15 protein-coding genes and 1 tRNA gene are annotated in these 16,709 nt (G+C 42.1%); 6 read left to right on the forward strand and 10 right to left on the reverse strand.

Annotated elements, in window-relative coordinates; all coding sequences use genetic code 11:
• Positions 1-660 precede the first annotated feature (660 nt).
• From HB679_RS17090 to HB679_RS17115, 6 genes are all read right to left on the reverse strand, one after another.
• Entirely contained in the window at positions 661-3,111 is a 2,451-nt protein-coding gene (locus HB679_RS17090; protein ID WP_214073234.1) for a TonB-dependent receptor, read from the reverse strand.
• A gap of 145 nt (positions 3,112-3,256) precedes the next feature.
• Entirely contained in the window at positions 3,257-3,688 is a 432-nt protein-coding gene (locus tag HB679_RS17095; RefSeq protein ID WP_214073235.1) for a hypothetical protein, read from the reverse strand.
• A 46-nt stretch (positions 3,689-3,734) separates the two neighbouring features.
• Positions 3,735-4,190 (reverse strand): hypothetical protein, encoded by a 456-nt coding sequence (locus HB679_RS17100; RefSeq protein WP_214073236.1) that lies wholly within the window; start codon positions 4,188-4,190, stop codon positions 3,735-3,737.
• Entirely contained in the window at positions 4,187-4,780 is a 594-nt protein-coding gene (locus HB679_RS17105; RefSeq protein ID WP_214073237.1) for a sigma-70 family RNA polymerase sigma factor, read from the reverse strand. The genes HB679_RS17100 and HB679_RS17105 overlap by 4 nt, the downstream gene beginning before the upstream one ends.
• Positions 4,781-4,879: 99 nt before the next feature.
• The gene (locus tag HB679_RS17110) at positions 4,880-5,584 is read right to left on the reverse strand and encodes a LytTR family DNA-binding domain-containing protein (RefSeq protein WP_214073238.1); all 705 of its coding nucleotides are present in this window, start codon (positions 5,582-5,584) and stop codon (positions 4,880-4,882) included.
• The gene (locus tag HB679_RS17115; protein ID WP_214073239.1) at positions 5,581-6,600 is read right to left on the reverse strand and encodes a sensor histidine kinase; all 1,020 of its coding nucleotides are present in this window, start codon (positions 6,598-6,600) and stop codon (positions 5,581-5,583) included. The genes HB679_RS17110 and HB679_RS17115 overlap by 4 nt, the downstream gene beginning before the upstream one ends.
• Before the next feature lie 220 nt (positions 6,601-6,820).
• On the opposite strand from HB679_RS17115, the gene HB679_RS17120 reads away from it, so the two are divergent.
• Both HB679_RS17120 and HB679_RS17125 read left to right on the forward strand, forming a co-directional pair.
• Entirely contained in the window at positions 6,821-7,291 is a 471-nt protein-coding gene (locus HB679_RS17120; RefSeq protein ID WP_214073240.1) for a hypothetical protein, read from the forward strand.
• Positions 7,215-9,731, forward strand: coding sequence for an outer membrane beta-barrel family protein (locus tag HB679_RS17125; RefSeq protein ID WP_214073241.1), 2,517 nt, complete (start codon positions 7,215-7,217; stop codon positions 9,729-9,731). The genes HB679_RS17120 and HB679_RS17125 overlap by 77 nt, the downstream gene beginning before the upstream one ends.
• Before the next feature lie 141 nt (positions 9,732-9,872).
• Here the strand turns inward: HB679_RS17125 and HB679_RS17130 are convergent, their stop codons facing one another.
• From HB679_RS17130 to HB679_RS17145, 4 genes are all read right to left on the reverse strand, one after another.
• Positions 9,873-10,805: an EamA family transporter gene (locus tag HB679_RS17130; protein WP_214073242.1), complete on the reverse strand. Its 933-nt coding sequence runs from the start codon at positions 10,803-10,805 to the stop codon at positions 9,873-9,875.
• An 8-nt stretch (positions 10,806-10,813) separates the two neighbouring features.
• Positions 10,814-11,293, reverse strand: coding sequence for an Lrp/AsnC family transcriptional regulator (locus HB679_RS17135; RefSeq protein ID WP_218625327.1), 480 nt, complete (start codon positions 11,291-11,293; stop codon positions 10,814-10,816).
• A gap of 352 nt (positions 11,294-11,645) precedes the next feature.
• Positions 11,646-12,416, reverse strand: a complete 771-nt coding sequence (locus HB679_RS17140; RefSeq protein ID WP_214073243.1) for an FRG domain-containing protein — start codon at positions 12,414-12,416, stop codon at positions 11,646-11,648.
• 211 nt (positions 12,417-12,627) lie between these two features.
• Positions 12,628-12,718 (reverse strand) — tRNA-Ser (locus tag HB679_RS17145).
• A gap of 314 nt (positions 12,719-13,032) precedes the next feature.
• Here HB679_RS17145 and HB679_RS17150 point away from each other — a divergent pair.
• The 4 genes from HB679_RS17150 (at position 13,033) to cdaA (ending at position 16,412) form a co-directional block, all read left to right on the forward strand.
• Positions 13,033-14,004: a polyprenyl synthetase family protein gene (locus HB679_RS17150; protein WP_214073244.1), complete on the forward strand. Its 972-nt coding sequence runs from the start codon at positions 13,033-13,035 to the stop codon at positions 14,002-14,004.
• Positions 14,004-15,059, forward strand: a complete 1,056-nt coding sequence (locus HB679_RS17155) for a TerC/Alx family metal homeostasis membrane protein (RefSeq protein ID WP_214073245.1) — start codon at positions 14,004-14,006, stop codon at positions 15,057-15,059. Before HB679_RS17150 ends, HB679_RS17155 begins: the two co-directional genes overlap by 1 nt.
• A gap of 4 nt (positions 15,060-15,063) precedes the next feature.
• Positions 15,064-15,540 carry a group II truncated hemoglobin gene (locus tag HB679_RS17160; protein ID WP_214073246.1) on the forward strand — a complete coding sequence of 159 codons (477 nt, stop codon included), beginning with the start codon at positions 15,064-15,066 and terminating at the stop codon, positions 15,538-15,540.
• A gap of 80 nt (positions 15,541-15,620) precedes the next feature.
• Positions 15,621-16,412: a diadenylate cyclase CdaA gene (cdaA, locus tag HB679_RS17165; RefSeq protein WP_214073247.1), complete on the forward strand. Its 792-nt coding sequence runs from the start codon at positions 15,621-15,623 to the stop codon at positions 16,410-16,412.
• Positions 16,413-16,709: the final 297 nt, after the last annotated feature.

Genomic DNA, 16,709 nt, shown 5'->3' on the forward strand with positions numbered 1-16,709 from the left:
TAACCCAATTATTTACTAACGAATGGGGCACGAGTACTCTGCGCTCAATTCTCGCGCTGCATACTCGCGCCAGAATGGGAAACACCTTTAACCAATATTTCGGCTGTATCAAAAAAGGGAATAGCTGTTCAGATATCTAATGGTAAGGTTACAGATCGTACAGGCCTTACAGCAAAAGGAACGCAAGGAAACATTGTAGAAAGCAGGTGAGCAATGAATAAAGTTGAATAATACGCGAATGAAGATAATTTTAAAGTAACGCGATGAAGGGCATCGAACAAAAACAATGGGTTAATTAACCCATTCACTATGGTTTGTTGTTTTTAAATAATCAAAGCGCAAATAATATTTCCTACGTATAATTAACAACCCGTTAAAATCAATGTTTTAACGGGTTGTTTTCACTTTCAGCAGGGTTAAGGAGACCAGGATTGAACAACTTTCTGCGATTTTGGCAATAATAAAGCAGATTATTAAAAAGTAGTTTAGATAGGTTGTCAAAGACCATTACAATTATAATATACTTTGTCTATAGCACCAGCTAGATCACACGTTATAATCGGATGGAGTTGTTTTTACCTGTACAAATTGGTGTTTTTAAATTTTATTGCGGCAAAAAATAGGTAATACGGCGGTAATATTTACTGTCGCCAGATCAAATTAATTTTTCACCCGGTCGTTTTCTTCACCGGCACCTGTTTGATCATGTTCGCGCTGATCCTTTACTGATTTTCCGAAGCGCATGCTTAAGGCAAGCAATGCGGCACGTGAGTCTTTAAGGGTGCGAAAGCTGGCATTTGTTTGATACAGATTGTTTATAACTCCTTTGCTGATGTTCGTATTTAAAAGGTCATTGATACTGAACTTTAATGTAGCGCGTGACGACAGTGTTTTAGAAGCGGCTACATTAAGGCGACCTCTTGCGGCCAAAGTAAATTGGGCATCGGTTTGTTTGTTTTGATACTTAGCGTCGGTTTGTAAAGTCCATCCTTTTGATAGTTTAAATTGCAGTACCGCCAGCCCCTGGAAACTGGTACTACGGCTGTTTAATGTACCGGTATAAAAATCGCTGGCCTGCCGAATCTGCCATACATCTCCGCTCAATTCAAGGTTAAACCACTTTGACGGGTCGAAACTTGCATCTGCATTCAGGTCATACAATTTTGTGCTGCCAATATTTCCCGGACGGTCGTAATAATAGCCGTTTAGGATCTCTATGGTTTCCGTTGATCGGTCGCGGATGTCAGTATAGGTCATAGTTACTGAGATCCTGTCTTTATAAATGTAGCCCAATTCAAAGTTCGCCGAATACGAAGGCAGCAGGTAAGGGTTTCCGATATAGAAAGTATATTTATCCAGTGGAGATATAAAGGGGTTTAAGTCTTGATAGTAAGGGCGTTCAATGCGGCGTCCATAGGTCATCTTTAACTGATGATCGCCCAATGTATCCAATTTATACAGGAGATAAAGGGTAGGGAACAAACCTGTATAATTCCGGTTAAAAGCAGAGTCGGCCTTTAGTGCGTTGCCTAACTGATGGCCGCGCGAATCTGTGTTTTCTATGCGGAGACCTGCCTGTATGCTTAGTCTTTTAAAATCTTTATTTAAATTGATGTAACCAGCATTAATGGCTTCCCTGTATAAAAAATGGTTGGTCTTATCATTGTCCGTGATTGCATTTCCGTTTATGATGTCGAAATAGTTGGCCCGATTATCGGTATTGGTATAGCTGCTTTTTACACCAGATTCCAGTTTCCAGCCACCTGCTAATGGCTGGCTATAATCTGCCTTAGCCGAATAAATGTGAATGGCTGCCGGAAGATTTCCATCAAGCTGATCCATAGAAACCGAACCTGTTGCTGCCTGGCTTTGGTTTAAAAATGTTTGGTTATTATCCGTCGCAAAAGCCAGGTAATCAAGATTGGCTGTTATTTCAGGTCCGTCTTTTTTAAAGGTATGCTTGTAATTTAGGTTAACGCTGCCGTTTTTGAACTTGCCCAGTTCCTTGTTTTTTGATAAAATGGATGAATCAGGCTCGCCTACAGCATCGAATAATTGACCTTTGCTGTTATTGTATTGATCTGGCGAACGAATTACGCCGTTAAATAGCACGCCAATAGTCGTATTTTCAGATGAATAGAGGTCCACACCCAGTTTCGCATTGTAACCACTGCTCATGGTGCGGATGTAAGAATTCTGAGTAAACGCCCCAGATGGTTGCCCCGCGTTATAAAAGTAGTTGCGGTTGATATCAATATCGTTATAACCGTTGCTGAATGTGTAAGCAAAGGTGCCGAACACATTTACCTTATCCTGCCGGTAATTAAAATTCATGCTGTTATTGGTAGCCGAATACCGGCTTTGACGCAAACCAATACTCATCCCCAGGTTGAATCCCTTCACTTTAGTTTTTTTAGTTTTGATATTGATAATACCGGCGGTTCCGGCTGCGTCGTATTTGGCGGGCGGGTTGGTCATCAATTCTATTTGAGATAAGGTCGACGAAGGCATCGAGCGCAAATAATTTTCCAGGTCGCTGCCTGAAAGGTAAGTCGGTTTATCATCTATATAGATTGCTACACCAGATTTACCATGAAAACTGATTTGGCCGCCCTGATCAATGGCAACGCCGGGTGATTTTTCCAGCACATCCAGCGCTGTGGTACCTGCATTGCTGATCAGTGCATCTACATTGACAATCGTGCGGTCTATCTTTTGCTCTAGGAATGCCTTTTTGGATGTGACCACCACTTCCTTTAAATTTTTGGTGGACGTTTGTATAGCGATGGTGTTTAAATCTATTAATTGGTGCTGCGCATCAACTGTTATCTCATCGCTTTTATAAGGCAATTTACCAACGGAAGCAATCAGGACACAGTACAGGCCAGCATCGGTTACGTTAAAATTAAAAGCCCCGTCCGCAGCAATCAGTCCATTCTTTACGGTCACAGAATCTTTTAGCCGAATAAGAGATACGGTGGCGCCTTCGACAGGGCGACCATTTTCATCTGCAACTTTTCCGGATATTTTACCGTTGATTGCTTGAGCGATTAGAAAATTTGGGGCAAAAAAAAGCCCTGTGGCCAATAATGCCATGACTAATATTTTCATAAAGGTGTTTTAATTAAATTGAGACTGGGCCGATTTAAGTAATAAAAGAGGCGGCTTAATCCCGGACAAGAATATCACTGATACCAACAGGCATAGCATTCCCATACCCTTTAGGGTTTCCATTTTTTGAATAGAGGACGTGTTGTTATTTATTCAGTCGACTGGCCAAAAGGAAATGACCGAGAAAGCCTATCGCTAAACAAAATGCAATGACCATAAGTGCATAGATATCCGAAAGATGATAACAGCCGATGATGCCAAGCCCGACAGCAATGCCGCAAAGTGCGCAAAACCATTTGAGACTGTTCCTGACCTCGTTTTTACCGGTTGCCATCAACTGTGAAACTACAGTTTCCGGTGTCCCCATTTCTACGATCTTTTTCTTAAGACCATTGTCCAGGATAAGTCTGATTATCGAAAGGACGAAACTGGTAACCATAAAAATCATCAGCAGGATAACGATATCACGAACAAACTCTTCGAAAGTGGCCTTGTCGCTCATTAAATTGGTATTGCTTTGCGCATGTGCTCCTAAAGCGGCCGAAAACAACAGGAGGGTTATATATATCTTTTTCATTGTTTTTTTGATTTGTTTTTATACCTGATGAGACCGGTTACCCGGGTTATAGTTGCAATGTTTTTGCATCTAAAAGTGTATGTATCTGCTTTTGATGGTTTTTAACCATTTCAAGGGCTTGGAAAATTAAGATAACTACCGCTGCGGTAATTGCCGAAACGGGCAGCACCATTGGCGTCCTCCTGATGACCGTGGCTATAAACGGCCAGAACAATATAGCTGATAGGGCAATCAATAAAACAGAAAAACCCGATACCAATATGGCAGCCCACGGAAATGCAGGCTTTGGCTCCGGCAATTGTTCCAGAACGAGGGTAGATAGGTCAAAATCAAACTGTGGTTTTGCCTGATCGCGAATGCTATTAAAAAGCAATTGGTAATTGGCAACACTCGTCTGGCAGTTTGCGCAGTCCTGGATATGTATTTTCAGTTGATCATTGATCATTTCCGGTTCAGCTACATAAAGCTGTATCTCCGCATCGGTAAGATGTGCTGTTATCATAACTCGTTTCTTTTATGTTTTAATAAGATTTTTTCTTTGAGCGTTTTTCTTGCTCTGAAAAGATAGCTTTTAACTGTGCCTTCTGGCAGAGATGTAATCTCGGCGATCTCTAAATAGCTTAGTTCCTCCTGGTGGTATAGAGAAATAAGTGTTTTGTGAAGTGGTTTAAGCAGTTCAATCTCCGTATGAAGCATATTGGCCAATTCCTTGTTAAATAGCTTTTCTTCAGTGTCGTTCCTAACATCTTCGTTAAAGCGGCTTCCTGGAGATTCGCTGTCTTCTCCGAAATTGTCTATGAGCACCAGCTTCTTTTTCTCCAGATAATTGAGGCAGGTATTATAAGCAATCTGACCGATCCAGGTAGATAATTTGGATTGAAACTTAAAGCCACGTAAATTTTTAAAAACCTTAAGATAAACATCCTGCGCGATATCTTTACGGTCGGCAGGACTGCTGACCATTTTAAAGGTCATTTGTGCAACCAGGCCTTCCGTCTTTTTAATGATCAAACCAAAAGCATGACGATCGCCGTTTAACACAGCTGTTACCAGGTGTCTGTCGGTTAAATTATCCTCCTTTTGATTGCTCATTGTTGATTAGACCGCCCAGTGCAATTTATGTTGCACATTTTTTTATAGCACATTAAAACAACTAATTATAGTAATGCGCACTTGGGTGAAATAATTAATTTAAAGCTTCTTTTGGTCGATGAGGTCCATAAAGTATTTTCTGAATTTTTCACTGACGGGGATGCGCTGGTTGCCGATATAAATATGATTGTCTTCAATTTTATCCAGCTGGTCATAATTGATGATATAGGAATGGTGTACCCGGACAAAAGGCAGTTTTAACTGGGCCTCCAGATCTTTCAGCCGACGGTATATCAGTAGTTTTTCGGTTACTGTAACTAAACTGACGTAGTCTTTTTCGCCGGCGAAAAACAAGATGTCAGCTAAGACTATCTTCCGGATAGTTTTACCCGATTTAACAAACAAGTAGGCTGGTGTTGCTTCGGCCCGGGGCAGGCTTTCGGGCTTTAGAAAATGTCTTTCTATTTTTTGTACGGCACCCAGGAAGCGTTTCAGGGTGATTGGTTTTAACAGGTAGTCGATGGTCGGAAAAACATAGCTTTCAAGCGCATATTCCGAATAAGCGGTCGTAAATACGATCTGGGTTCCGGCAGGCATTAGGCCAGCCAGTTCAATACCGCTTAATTGCGGCATATTGATATCCAGAAAAATAAAATCCACCTGGTTTGTTTTTAAATAAGCTAAAGCCTCCAGTGCGTTATAACATTTGGTTTTCAGCGTCCAGGTGGTACTTTGACGGATCAGTAGCTCCAGCAAGTCAATGGCGTCCGGTTCATCGTCGATGATGATACAGCTTAAGTTCATAGCAGCGGTATTTTTAAAGAAGCGGTATAACAATCGGGTTGATCATTGATCTGCAATTCAAACCTGGAACCATAGAGCATTTGCAGTCGCTGAAGTAGATTGGCAATGCCGAATCCATGGTTTTTCGGGCCCGCCGCTGTCATGACTTTGCGATTGCTGGTACGGAACAACAGAAAGCCGTCTTTTTGGATGAGTGAAATGTTGACCGGGTTTTGCTTTTGCGACTTGTCAATACCGTGCTTGAAAATATTCTCGGTAAAGGTCATCAGCAGCATTGGCGGGATGCGAAGTTCGGGGTCGTATGCTTTTTCAAAATAGATGAAGGCGCCGTGACGGATACGGATTTTCTCCAGTGCCATATAATTTTCGATAAAGGCCACTTCGCTAGCCAGCGGCACCACATCTTTGGGGCTTTCATCCACAAAGTAACGCATGATGTCAGAAAGCCGCCCGATCAGCCCCGCAGAGGGCGGGTCTACTTTATAAACCCGGGAATAAATATTATTCAATGTATTGAACAGGAAATGCGGCTGTACTTGTGACTTTAATAAATTAAGCTCAGCCTGGCTTTTTTGCAACATGATTTCTTCGGCCTGTTGCTTGATCGTGAAGTAAGCGATAGCGATGCGGAAAACCAGGCTCAAAACATAGATCAATACGCCTCCGGGAACATAACCCAATAGCGTAAGCGCCGTCGCCGGCGGTATTTTTAATCCTAAAAAATGTCGGTAAAGTGAAATGGAAGCATAACCCCTTAACATTCCCGTTACTACCAGAAAAATCACCACCGAAACAGTATAAGCGGCAACACGCTTTTTTTCATAAAGTAGCGGATAGAGCACCAGGATATTGCCATAGATAATTACCGCGTAAGAGGTAGCGTTAACCAGCGTATATATCAGCGATTTAGGCAGCCCGTCCATGGGTACCAGGGAAAAAAAGATCAGCAGCAAAACACTGATCCAGATTAACACCTGGAGCTGAATTAAATTGAATCTGAATTTTCCGAGCTGCATCAACATTTGTTAAAAATAACAATCTTTTTGGCCTTGTGCGAGCGCTTTAGACCGTTTGGCGCGGATTCCACGTCAATGCCGGGGAAATTCCGACGGTTGGCTAAAAAGGCACCTGTCGAATAATCCGGTGCCCTGGTTGGAAATTACGGTGATACAGTCGAAATGATTACCAGATCAGATCGATAACTCACAGCTTTGGCTATCATCGAATTTTAAAATCATGAAAAACTTTAAGCAATCCATTCTTGCAATTACCGCGCTTTTCTTTTTAAACGCCTGTAGCAAAAGCAGCCCGGGTACCAGCCCGGCAAACACGGGTCATAATGTTAAATTCACGATCACGGTGGCGGGTGGTGTTGCAGCCACCAACCGCGGCCTAATTGACCTGGTATTTAATGCAGCCGGGTCAAACAATAAAACCATCTGGACCATCAATAGCGTTCAGCAACAAAATGCCACGCTGCTTACGTTTGATGGAATCAGTTTCCCGGCAGGCGCAACAACTACCTTTGTAATCCAATCTATCGCTCCGGTGCCTGATACACGGGTGCATTTGGATTTCGGTAATGCTGCGAATCTTCCTGCCTATACGATCAGTTACAAGGCTGAGATCGATGGAAAAGTGCAAAATGATGATGAAAACATCGTCATCAACGGAACGACTAGTTATGAGCATGACTACAGCTATTAGGATAAAGACTCTGTTTTTATTCCTGCTTTTGGCCCTTGCCGGCAGCGTCTGCGCCCAAAATAACGGCAGAATAGGAGGTAGCGTAAAAGATGCTCGAAATCATGAGGCCATACCCTTTGCAACCGTGGCCTTAACCGGCACAACCTCTAAAGCTGCGCAAACTGATATTAACGGCAATTTTGTATTAAATGAATTACCAACCGGTAACTATACTTTACAGGTGCGATTTGTTGGCTATGATTCGGTGAGTAAAGTAAATATTGTTCTTAAAGATAGTACCCTATTGGATTTGGGTGTTTTAGAAATGAGCGTGTCCAAAAACAAGGTCTTGAACGAGATTATAGTTAACGCCAGGAAACCAACACTGCAAAATGCAGATGGGAAAAAGATATTCTCAGTGAATCAAAGTTTGGTGAGCCAGGGAGGTACTGCGGCAGACCTTTTACAAAATGTGCCAACGCTCCAAATTGATATCAACGGAAATGTAAGCTTAAGAGGCTCAACAGGTGTGAAAGTATTGGTAGATGGCAAACCATCACTGATAGCGGGTGGCGATGTAACTCAAATCCTGCAATCCATTCCCGCCAGTTCAATTGAATCGGTTGAGGTGATTGCCAATCCGTCCGCTAAATATGATGCAGCCGGGCAAGGGATTATTAATATTGTGCTCAAGAAGAATAATAAGGCCGGGTTTAACGGATCGGGGACGCTTTCCGGCGGCACGCACAATAATTACAATGGCAGCGGCGCATTAAGTTACCAGACCAGTAAGATCAACCTTTACAGCAATTACAGTATTCGCGATGGGATTACCTATAGTAATGGCCATCAATACTTAACGTTTTTGCAGCCCACCAGTTCAACCGTTTTTTCCAATGAGCTGTTTCCCTCAACCACCAGGACAAAAGCGCAAAATCTAAAAGCAGGTCTGGATTATTTCTTATCGCCTAAAAGCACACTGAGCATCTCCGGTAACCTTAATCTGCGCAACACCCATCGTGATGAACTTTTAGATATAGACAACCTGGACGCAAATCGCGTTCCTGTTCAAACCAGCACACAAAACAACACGAGCAACAGCAACGGCAAGAGTTATGAATTAGACTTTGATTATAGCCAGCACTTTAAAAAACATAAGGAGGAACTGACTTTTAATTTCGCCTATTCCCACAGCGATTCAAGGAACTTACAAGTTTACGACAACCATACAATAACAGACCCTTTAGAGAGTGATTTGCACAACGCGGGTAGCAATTTCAATATCCAAACGGACTATGTATTACCGATAGGAAAAAGCGGGCAATTTGGCGCAGGCTATCATGGTCAGATCAGCAAAGGCAACAATAATCAATATGCTTATGATTTAGGTATTTCGGGTTCTGCGGCACTATACTTACCTTTTACAGATCTGTTTAGCAGTCATAACCAAATTCATTCGATTTATGTAAACTACAAAGATCAGATTGGCGATTTTTGCTATGAGTTAGGGTTGCGGGGAGAAGACGCCCGTTTAGATGCCACTTTTTTAGGATATCAGCCCATAAGTGTAATCCCGCTAATCCCGTTTGCATCCTACACCACACCTATTCAAGTACCTAGCAAAGGGCTGTATCCTTCAGTTTTTTTAACGCAAAAGTTAGCTGACCAGCAGCAATTGCTGTTTAGCTTCACCAGCAGGGCAACCAGGCCGACCGCTCGTGAGCTTAATCCTTCCACCGATTTTTCTGACCCGACCAATTACGAGGTCGGTAATCCTAACCTGATACCTGAAAGTATTAATTCATTGGAATTGGGCTATAATAAAATCTGGCAGAACGTGACCTTTACGTCGAGCCTGTATTACAGCAGGCTGAACAATGTGATCAAACACGTGCAAAGTGATCCGGTTAACGATATGACGATTACCAGGGCTGAAAACTTAAAGCGTTCGACGACTACAGGGCTGGAGCTGATCGGGCACTTTGATTTGATCAAAGCCTGGGATTTGACAGCCAATGCCAACCTGTTTGAACGACAGAATGATGCTGCGCCGCAGTACGGTATCGCGGCCAATAGCGGGCTGAGCTGGAATGCGAACATTACTAACAATATTGCTTTAGCAAAAAGCCTGGCCATACAATTCCGCGCCGATTACCGTGCCGCCGACCAAATCATCCAGGACCATGACCGCGCTGCCGTTGGGCTGGATGCCGGTGCGCGTTACGATTTCCCCGGGAATAAAGCTACATTAAGCTTCAATAGCATCGATATTTTTAACAGCCGCAAATGGGCCTTTTTACGGACAAGCGATGCTTTGTTACTGGACTTTGAGCGAAGGACGATAGGTTCCAGAGCAACGCTGAGTTTTACCTACCGGTTTGGGAAGAGCCTCGGGACGGCTAAACCGGCAAAGAAAAAAGAGGATAATCCTGATAAACGGATCGATGACCAATCTTCTTAATATTCCTTCATCAGTCTCAGTTAATTACAGTAATCAGGCGGAGATGAAGGGAACCCATTAGAACACCTTCAAGAAATCTTAAGAATTATTCGTGAAATATATAAGAGTAAATAACCCTGTTACCCATACTTGAATTTTAGTCTACTTCTCTTTACGATATTTATTTAGGTTGATGAGTAGCACACTGCCCAAAATGATCACCAGGCCACCTACTTGTAAAAGGGTAATACTTTCATGAGCAAATAGTACTCCGAGTATAACAGCTATAACCGGGTTTACATAAGCATAAGTACTTACCTGCGTTGCCGGGCGAACCTGTAAAAGCCATACATAGGCGCTAAACGCAGCTATGGAACCAAAAATTATCAGGTAAAGTAATGCAAGCCAGCTATGGGTTGGGATGTGCTGCCATTGCAGATCTTGCACTTCGTGGGTTAAAAAGCTCGACGGTAAAAATATCAAACCGGCGGCCAGCATTTGCCAGGCTGTATTTACAGATGCAGAGCCCTGGGTGTTGTTATATTTGGAATATAGAGATCCTGCTGCCCATGACATCGCTCCTATAAGTATCAGCAACATGCCGGGCAGTTTCGAAACCTCCGTTGAGGAATCAAACAAGCCACGTATTTGCTCGCTAAACAGTAGTACAACACCGGCAAAGCCTATAATTAAACCAACAATGGTAGACGTACTTTTGAAATTTACACGCCAGTTTTGTTTATCAAACAATATAAACCATATTGGGGCCGATGACACCATAATAGCTACCATAGCGCTGGGGAGTGTTTGCTCAACCCAGATTACAGTACCGGTACCTATTACCAGAAGTAAAAACCCGGTAACAGCGGCATGGATAATATTGCGTTTTATAAAAATCTGTTCACCTTTAATTTTACACCAGGTTAATAGCAAAAAGCCGGCGGTAAAAAAGCGAAGGGCACCTAACAGCAATGGTGGAAACCCATCAACAGCCATCTTTATAAAAAAGTACGTCGATCCCCAAACAACATAAACTGTTGCAAAAGCGATGATAAGCATTAATGGTGATGCGGATTTTGGAGGGGTTAAGGCCATGGTGATACCTATTTTTCGGGTATGACTAATTGTTGTCCTTCCTTAACCGTTTCCAGTACTATGGTAGTTCTGGTACTAATAATGTTAGGTATTTTGGCAAATTGATTATGCATGATACTCATTAGTGAAGCAGAGTCATAGGTGCGTATTTTTACCAAATAGCAATCGTCGCCGGCTACATGATGTACTTCCTGTACTTCGGGTATCTTGGCCAGTTCCAGCGTTGCTGTATTATAGCCTGGTCCACCAGATGCCTTCATAAATACAAAAGCCAGTAATTTTTGCTGTAAAGCAACCGGGTTAATACGGGTTGTATATTGCTGGATCACGTTTTTTTGCTCCAGTTTTTTCACACGCTCCAACACACCTGATGGCGCCATGCCAAGCTCACGGGCCATGTCGGCATTTGATATCCGGGCGTTTTCCTGCATCAGGCGTAAAATGTGGAAGTCGGTTTTATCCAGATTGATTTCTATTTCGCTTATCATTCTGCAATATTATGAATTTAATGAATTAAATTCAGTAAAATTATTTAAAAATGAATTTAATTCTACAAAGGTATTTAAACATATAACTGTTAAAAAAATAAAGTGCTATTAGAAATAAGATATTTTTCATGACTGTATTAATCGCAAGGTTGTGCTAAATAAAATTAAGAAACAGGTTGAAGGTGCAATAACAGATCACAAGAATTTGAAGTAAGTTGCATTACTTACCCTATGTTAAGTCCGGGCAACCCTTTGGTATTTCTTCCAAAATTCCTTACTGCGGGGTGAACGGGAATCTATTAGAACACTTAGATGGTATTTTGGATGTAATTAAAGAAATCTTGAATAATAATTAAATCCTTGTTTCCTGGGACCAATTTTGCAAATGGGATGTTTTATTTATAAACTGTGAAATCCCTGCCATATCAGGGAAAACAGAAAACTCATCGATACTCGCTAATGATAAAAACTCTTTTGCTGAACTAATTGCTTCGTCAGGTAAAGTCACTTTTCGCATATTCTCATTAAGTTTGTAGTATAATATATCATGATAAACTATGTCATTATGAACCGTAAATGTTCCCCGTTGTGCTGAAATCCTATCATTTTTGAAAATGGGTTCGATTGCAATTGGTGCAGTTGCTTTAAAAGGTTTTTTATTCCAATATATTCCAGAATATGAGAATTCTGCTTCATCGTATGGCAATTTATATATCTTGTTTATGCCACTCTGTTTGTTAAGTTCTAATGGATTTAATAAATACATTGCTGCACCCTCCTTGTGCTTCCGACGAAATGAATTTGCTGCGAAGAAAAGGGCAATTCCAAAATTTTCTGTCCAATCCAACAACCTCGTAGGAATATTATAATGTTGCATATCAAATAGCGTTTCCCATTCACTTTCTTTAGTGTGAAATATTTTGTCTGCAAATCTCCTGAATTTATGAAAAGACGATTGTTCAATTGATAATCCATTTTCATATCTCATAATGCTTGGAAATAAATACTTACTCCCATCTTGCTCACCTCTATACCAGATTATATCAGGGTTTCCCAGTTCTTCCTTAGCTGTTTTAATATTTAATAAAAAATCAAACCAGGGCTTTGATGATAATAATGTCATATAATGTGAATTACTTTAGATATTAAATATAGCAAAGTATAGCTACTTAAATACGTTAGTAAAAAAGTTATTGTGACTGGATGGTTTTGGAAAGTAAAGCCATAGGATCCATTGTTTGATCCTTTTTGCTGATGACCATTAGGATTTGATCATAGTGCTTAAAAAAATCTAATAAAAAAGCACAGTAATATTGAGTACTACTGTGCTTTTCTGGCGGAGAGGGAGGGGTTCGAACCCTCGATACACTTTTGGCGTATACACACTTTCCAGGCGTGCTCTTTCGACCACTCAGACACCTCTCCGTATTTTTCATTAGCAACCTCTGGCCACTAATTCAAAGTCCGCAAAGATAGAATAATCTGCATCGCAGCGCATAAAAAAAGCGAAGTGCCTGTTAAACACTCCGCTTTTACAAAAAATAACCAAAAACTATAATACCATTTAGTTACGATATCGCTGTAACGTCCATGTATATCATTATAGATGGAATTGAGCGGCATTGGTTTAATTGCGGTCAAAATTTATGTGGGTATTCATGCAGATAAATTTTTTTAGCTTATGTTTGTTACCGTTGGCCAAACAGGCAGTTTGGTCCGTAAAAAGCCTGTGAATTTTAATGCTGAGCATTAACGAGATCAAACAACCTATTGCTGCTGATATTGACGTCTTTGAAGAACGCTTTAAAGACTCCATGCGCAGTTCAGTACCATTGCTTGATCGTATTACCCATTATATTGTAAAACGTAAGGGCAAGCAAATCCGGCCCATGTTTGTATTTTTTTCGGCGAGCCTTTGTGGCGGCATTAATGAGTCGACACACCGCGGCGCTGCCCTGGTTGAGCTGCTGCATACTGCCACCCTGGTGCATGACGACGTGGTGGATAACTCTTACCAGCGCCGTGGATTTTTCTCTATCAACGCTTTATGGAAAAATAAAATAGCTGTTTTGGTGGGCGATTACCTGCTATCCAAAGGTTTGCTGCTTTCTATAGACAATGGCGATTTTACGCTACTCAAGATCGTGTCAGAAGCGGTAAAGCAGATGAGCGAGGGCGAGCTGTTACAAATGGAAAAAGCACGCCGTATGGATATTGGCGAGCCGGTTTATTATGATGTTATCCGCCAAAAAACTGCTTCATTGATAGCTGCTTGTTGCGCTTGCGGCGCGGCCTCGGCAGGTGCTGATGAGGCGACCATAGAAAAAATGCGTTCGTTTGGCGAGAAAATTGGCATTGCTTTCCAGATCAAAGATGATATGTTTGATTTTGGCACAGATGATGTAGGTAAACCGCTGGGTATAGACATTAAAGAAAAGAAAGTAACCTTGCCGCTTATTTATGCGCTAAACAATTGCACTGCCGATGAGAAAAAGCAGATGATTAACCTGGTGAAAAACCATAATGACGAGCCTGAAAAAATTGCGCTCATTATTAGTTTCGTTAACCGGGCGGGGGGGCTGCAATATGCCGAAACCCAAATGAAAAAATACCGCGACGAAGCTTTCGAGATCCTGAATACCTTCCCGGATGTGGATGCGCGACGGGGCCTTGAACAGTTAGTTAGATTTACAACAGAACGCGACAAATAGTGACAAACGAAATTTATTTCATAGCCGGATTTCTGATTTTCATCTTCCTGATGATGGCGGTAGATCTTGGCCTTTTTGGCAAGTCTGATAAACCCGTTAGCCTGAAACAGGCTGGATTTATGAGCGCCGTTTGGGTAGCTTTTGCTTTAGGTTTTTACGTGCTGATTTTAAACTACGGCCACCTGCTGCATCATATAGATAGCTTTGCTGCGCTGCAGGACATCAATATTAAACACCTGCATCAGCTTAAATTAAACCCGGATGATTTTGAGGGCAGTTTAGCGCTATACCGCAAAAACCTGGGGCTTGAGTTTATCACCGGTTATGTGGTTGAATATGCGCTATCGGTAGATAATATTTTTGTAATGGTGCTGATATTTACTGCCTTTGCCGTTAACCCTAAATATTACCATAAGGTATTGTTATGGGGCATTATTGGCGCGGTGTTGATGCGTTTCCTGTTTATATTCGTAGGTGCTGCTTTGATCGAACAGTTTCATTGGATCTTGTACCTTTTCGGCGCATTTCTGGTGTATACCGGCGTTACCATGTTCCTGAACCGTAACCAGGAAGAGAGCATTGACCCTGAAAATCATAAAGTAGTAAAACTGGCCTCCAAATATTTTTCGGTGCACCCTAAATTTGAGGGCGACAAGTTTTTTGTCAAAATAGACAAGAAGAAATTGATTACCCCGCTATTCCTGGTGCTGCTCATCATTGAGGTTACCGACCTGGTTTTCGCTGTCGATTCTATCCCCGCGATATTCTCGGTTACTAAAGATCCTTACATTGTATTTTTCTCCAATATCTTTGCCATCATGGGCTTGCGTTCTATGTTTTTCCTGCTGGTAAATATTATTGATAAGTTCCATTACCTTAAAGTTGGCCTGGCGGTATTACTGGCTTTCATCGGCCTGAAAATGTTGCTGGCTAAATGGGTTGATGAGATAGGTTTAACTACCGGCCGGTCGCTATTGGTTATTTTGGGTATCCTGGTGATCAGCATGGTTGCGTCATTGCTCTTTCCGAAGAAAGCCGAAGTTCAAAAATCTTAACAAAATGGAAGACAAGAAACCTGTTCCGTCATTATTCGAGTGGGCCGGCGGTATGCCTGCTTTCGTTACACTATTCGATAAATTTTATGATAAGGTTTTGATGGACGATATCCTCGAACCCGTTTTCAAACATATGTCGGCACAACACCGCTTACACGTAGCTCATTTTGTAGCCGAGGTTTTAGGCGGACCAAAACTTTACAGTGAAGCTGAAGGTAGCCATTTCCAGATGATCCAAAAACACCTGGCCAAACACCTGACACAAGAACACCGCAAACGCTGGATGGAACTATTACTGGCAACTGCCGATGAACTGCAACTGCCCGACGATCCCGAATTTCGCTCGGCCTTTATGGCTTACCTGGAGTGGGGTACGCGTATTGCCGTTATTAACTCCAATTTAGATTCGGCAGATGAGGACCCTAATGTACCCATGCCTAAATGGGGCTGGGGTGTGCCTGGCGGGCCGTATATTCCCTAATTAACATATCGGTGTCAAGAGGTATTTCAGTGCTAAGCAAATATCTCAAATCTCATATCTAAATATTACCTTAGCATAGTATGCATGCTTTCGATCTTAGCCCTTTTAAAATAACACCGCTTAGTGTTTTGGATATATTGTTGGTAGCATTTTTAATTTACCAGTTATATAACCTGATACGCGGCACCATTGCTGTCAACATTCTGTTGGGCATGGGGGTTATTTATGCGATGTATTTTGTGGTGAGTTTCCTGCACATGCAGTTACTTACCGATATATTGGGCTATTTTAGGGATGTGGCTGTAGTCATCATCGTAGTCGTGTTTCAACAAGAGATACGGCGCTTTTTGCTGTTGGTGGGTAAGAATGCCTCGCTGCAGCGTAACAAAGCCTGGTGGCGCTATTTCTTCGGTAAAAATCAGGCCGAAAAAAATAACTACGCGCGCATTAAACCTATTATTGATGCCTGCAAAGCGCTTAAACAAACCCGTACCGGGGCGCTCATTGTATTTACCAAATACTACGATGAGCAGTTTTACCAGAACAGCTGCGAGGTAATGGACGCCCGCATATCTAAACGCCTGCTGGAAAGTATCTTTCAAAAAACCAGTCCGCTGCATGATGGCGCTGTGGTAATTTCTGAGAATAAGATCAAATCTGCCAGTTGTATTTTGCCATTGACAGATAAGGTAGACCTGCCTGCACAATTTGGTTTGCGCCACCGGGCAGGCATAGGCGTTACCGAAGCCAACGAAGCCTCAGCCATTATCATTTCCGAAGAAACCGGCGAGATCTCTTATGCCAAACAGGGCCGTGTTAAAATGAATATCAGCTTTGCTGAATTAGAGAAATTGTTGAATAAAGATTTTTAGTTGAGAATATCCGTCAAATAATTTCACCACCCCGTCATTGTGAGCGAGGTACGAGCGTGACAATCTCCGTATCGCTCGCTTAGCTTATCGCTCGTGTAGCGCTCAATTGCCGCTAAGGCTGTTACTTTTCCTTGATGAAAAGTAACCAAAAATCAAGTCACCCGCAATGCTTCTTTGCGCTCATGGCCTTTGCGCTGCAAATCGGGCAAAACCTGGGCAGGGGCCTGTTGCCGCCGGTTGTCGCGCATTGTCCCTCGCTTCAGGCAACATTCCTAACAGCCCTGCAGCCGCACAGAG

It is taken from the genome of Mucilaginibacter sp. dw_454, assembly GCF_018449775.1.
Classification (GTDB): Bacteria; Bacteroidota; Bacteroidia; order Sphingobacteriales; family Sphingobacteriaceae; genus Mucilaginibacter.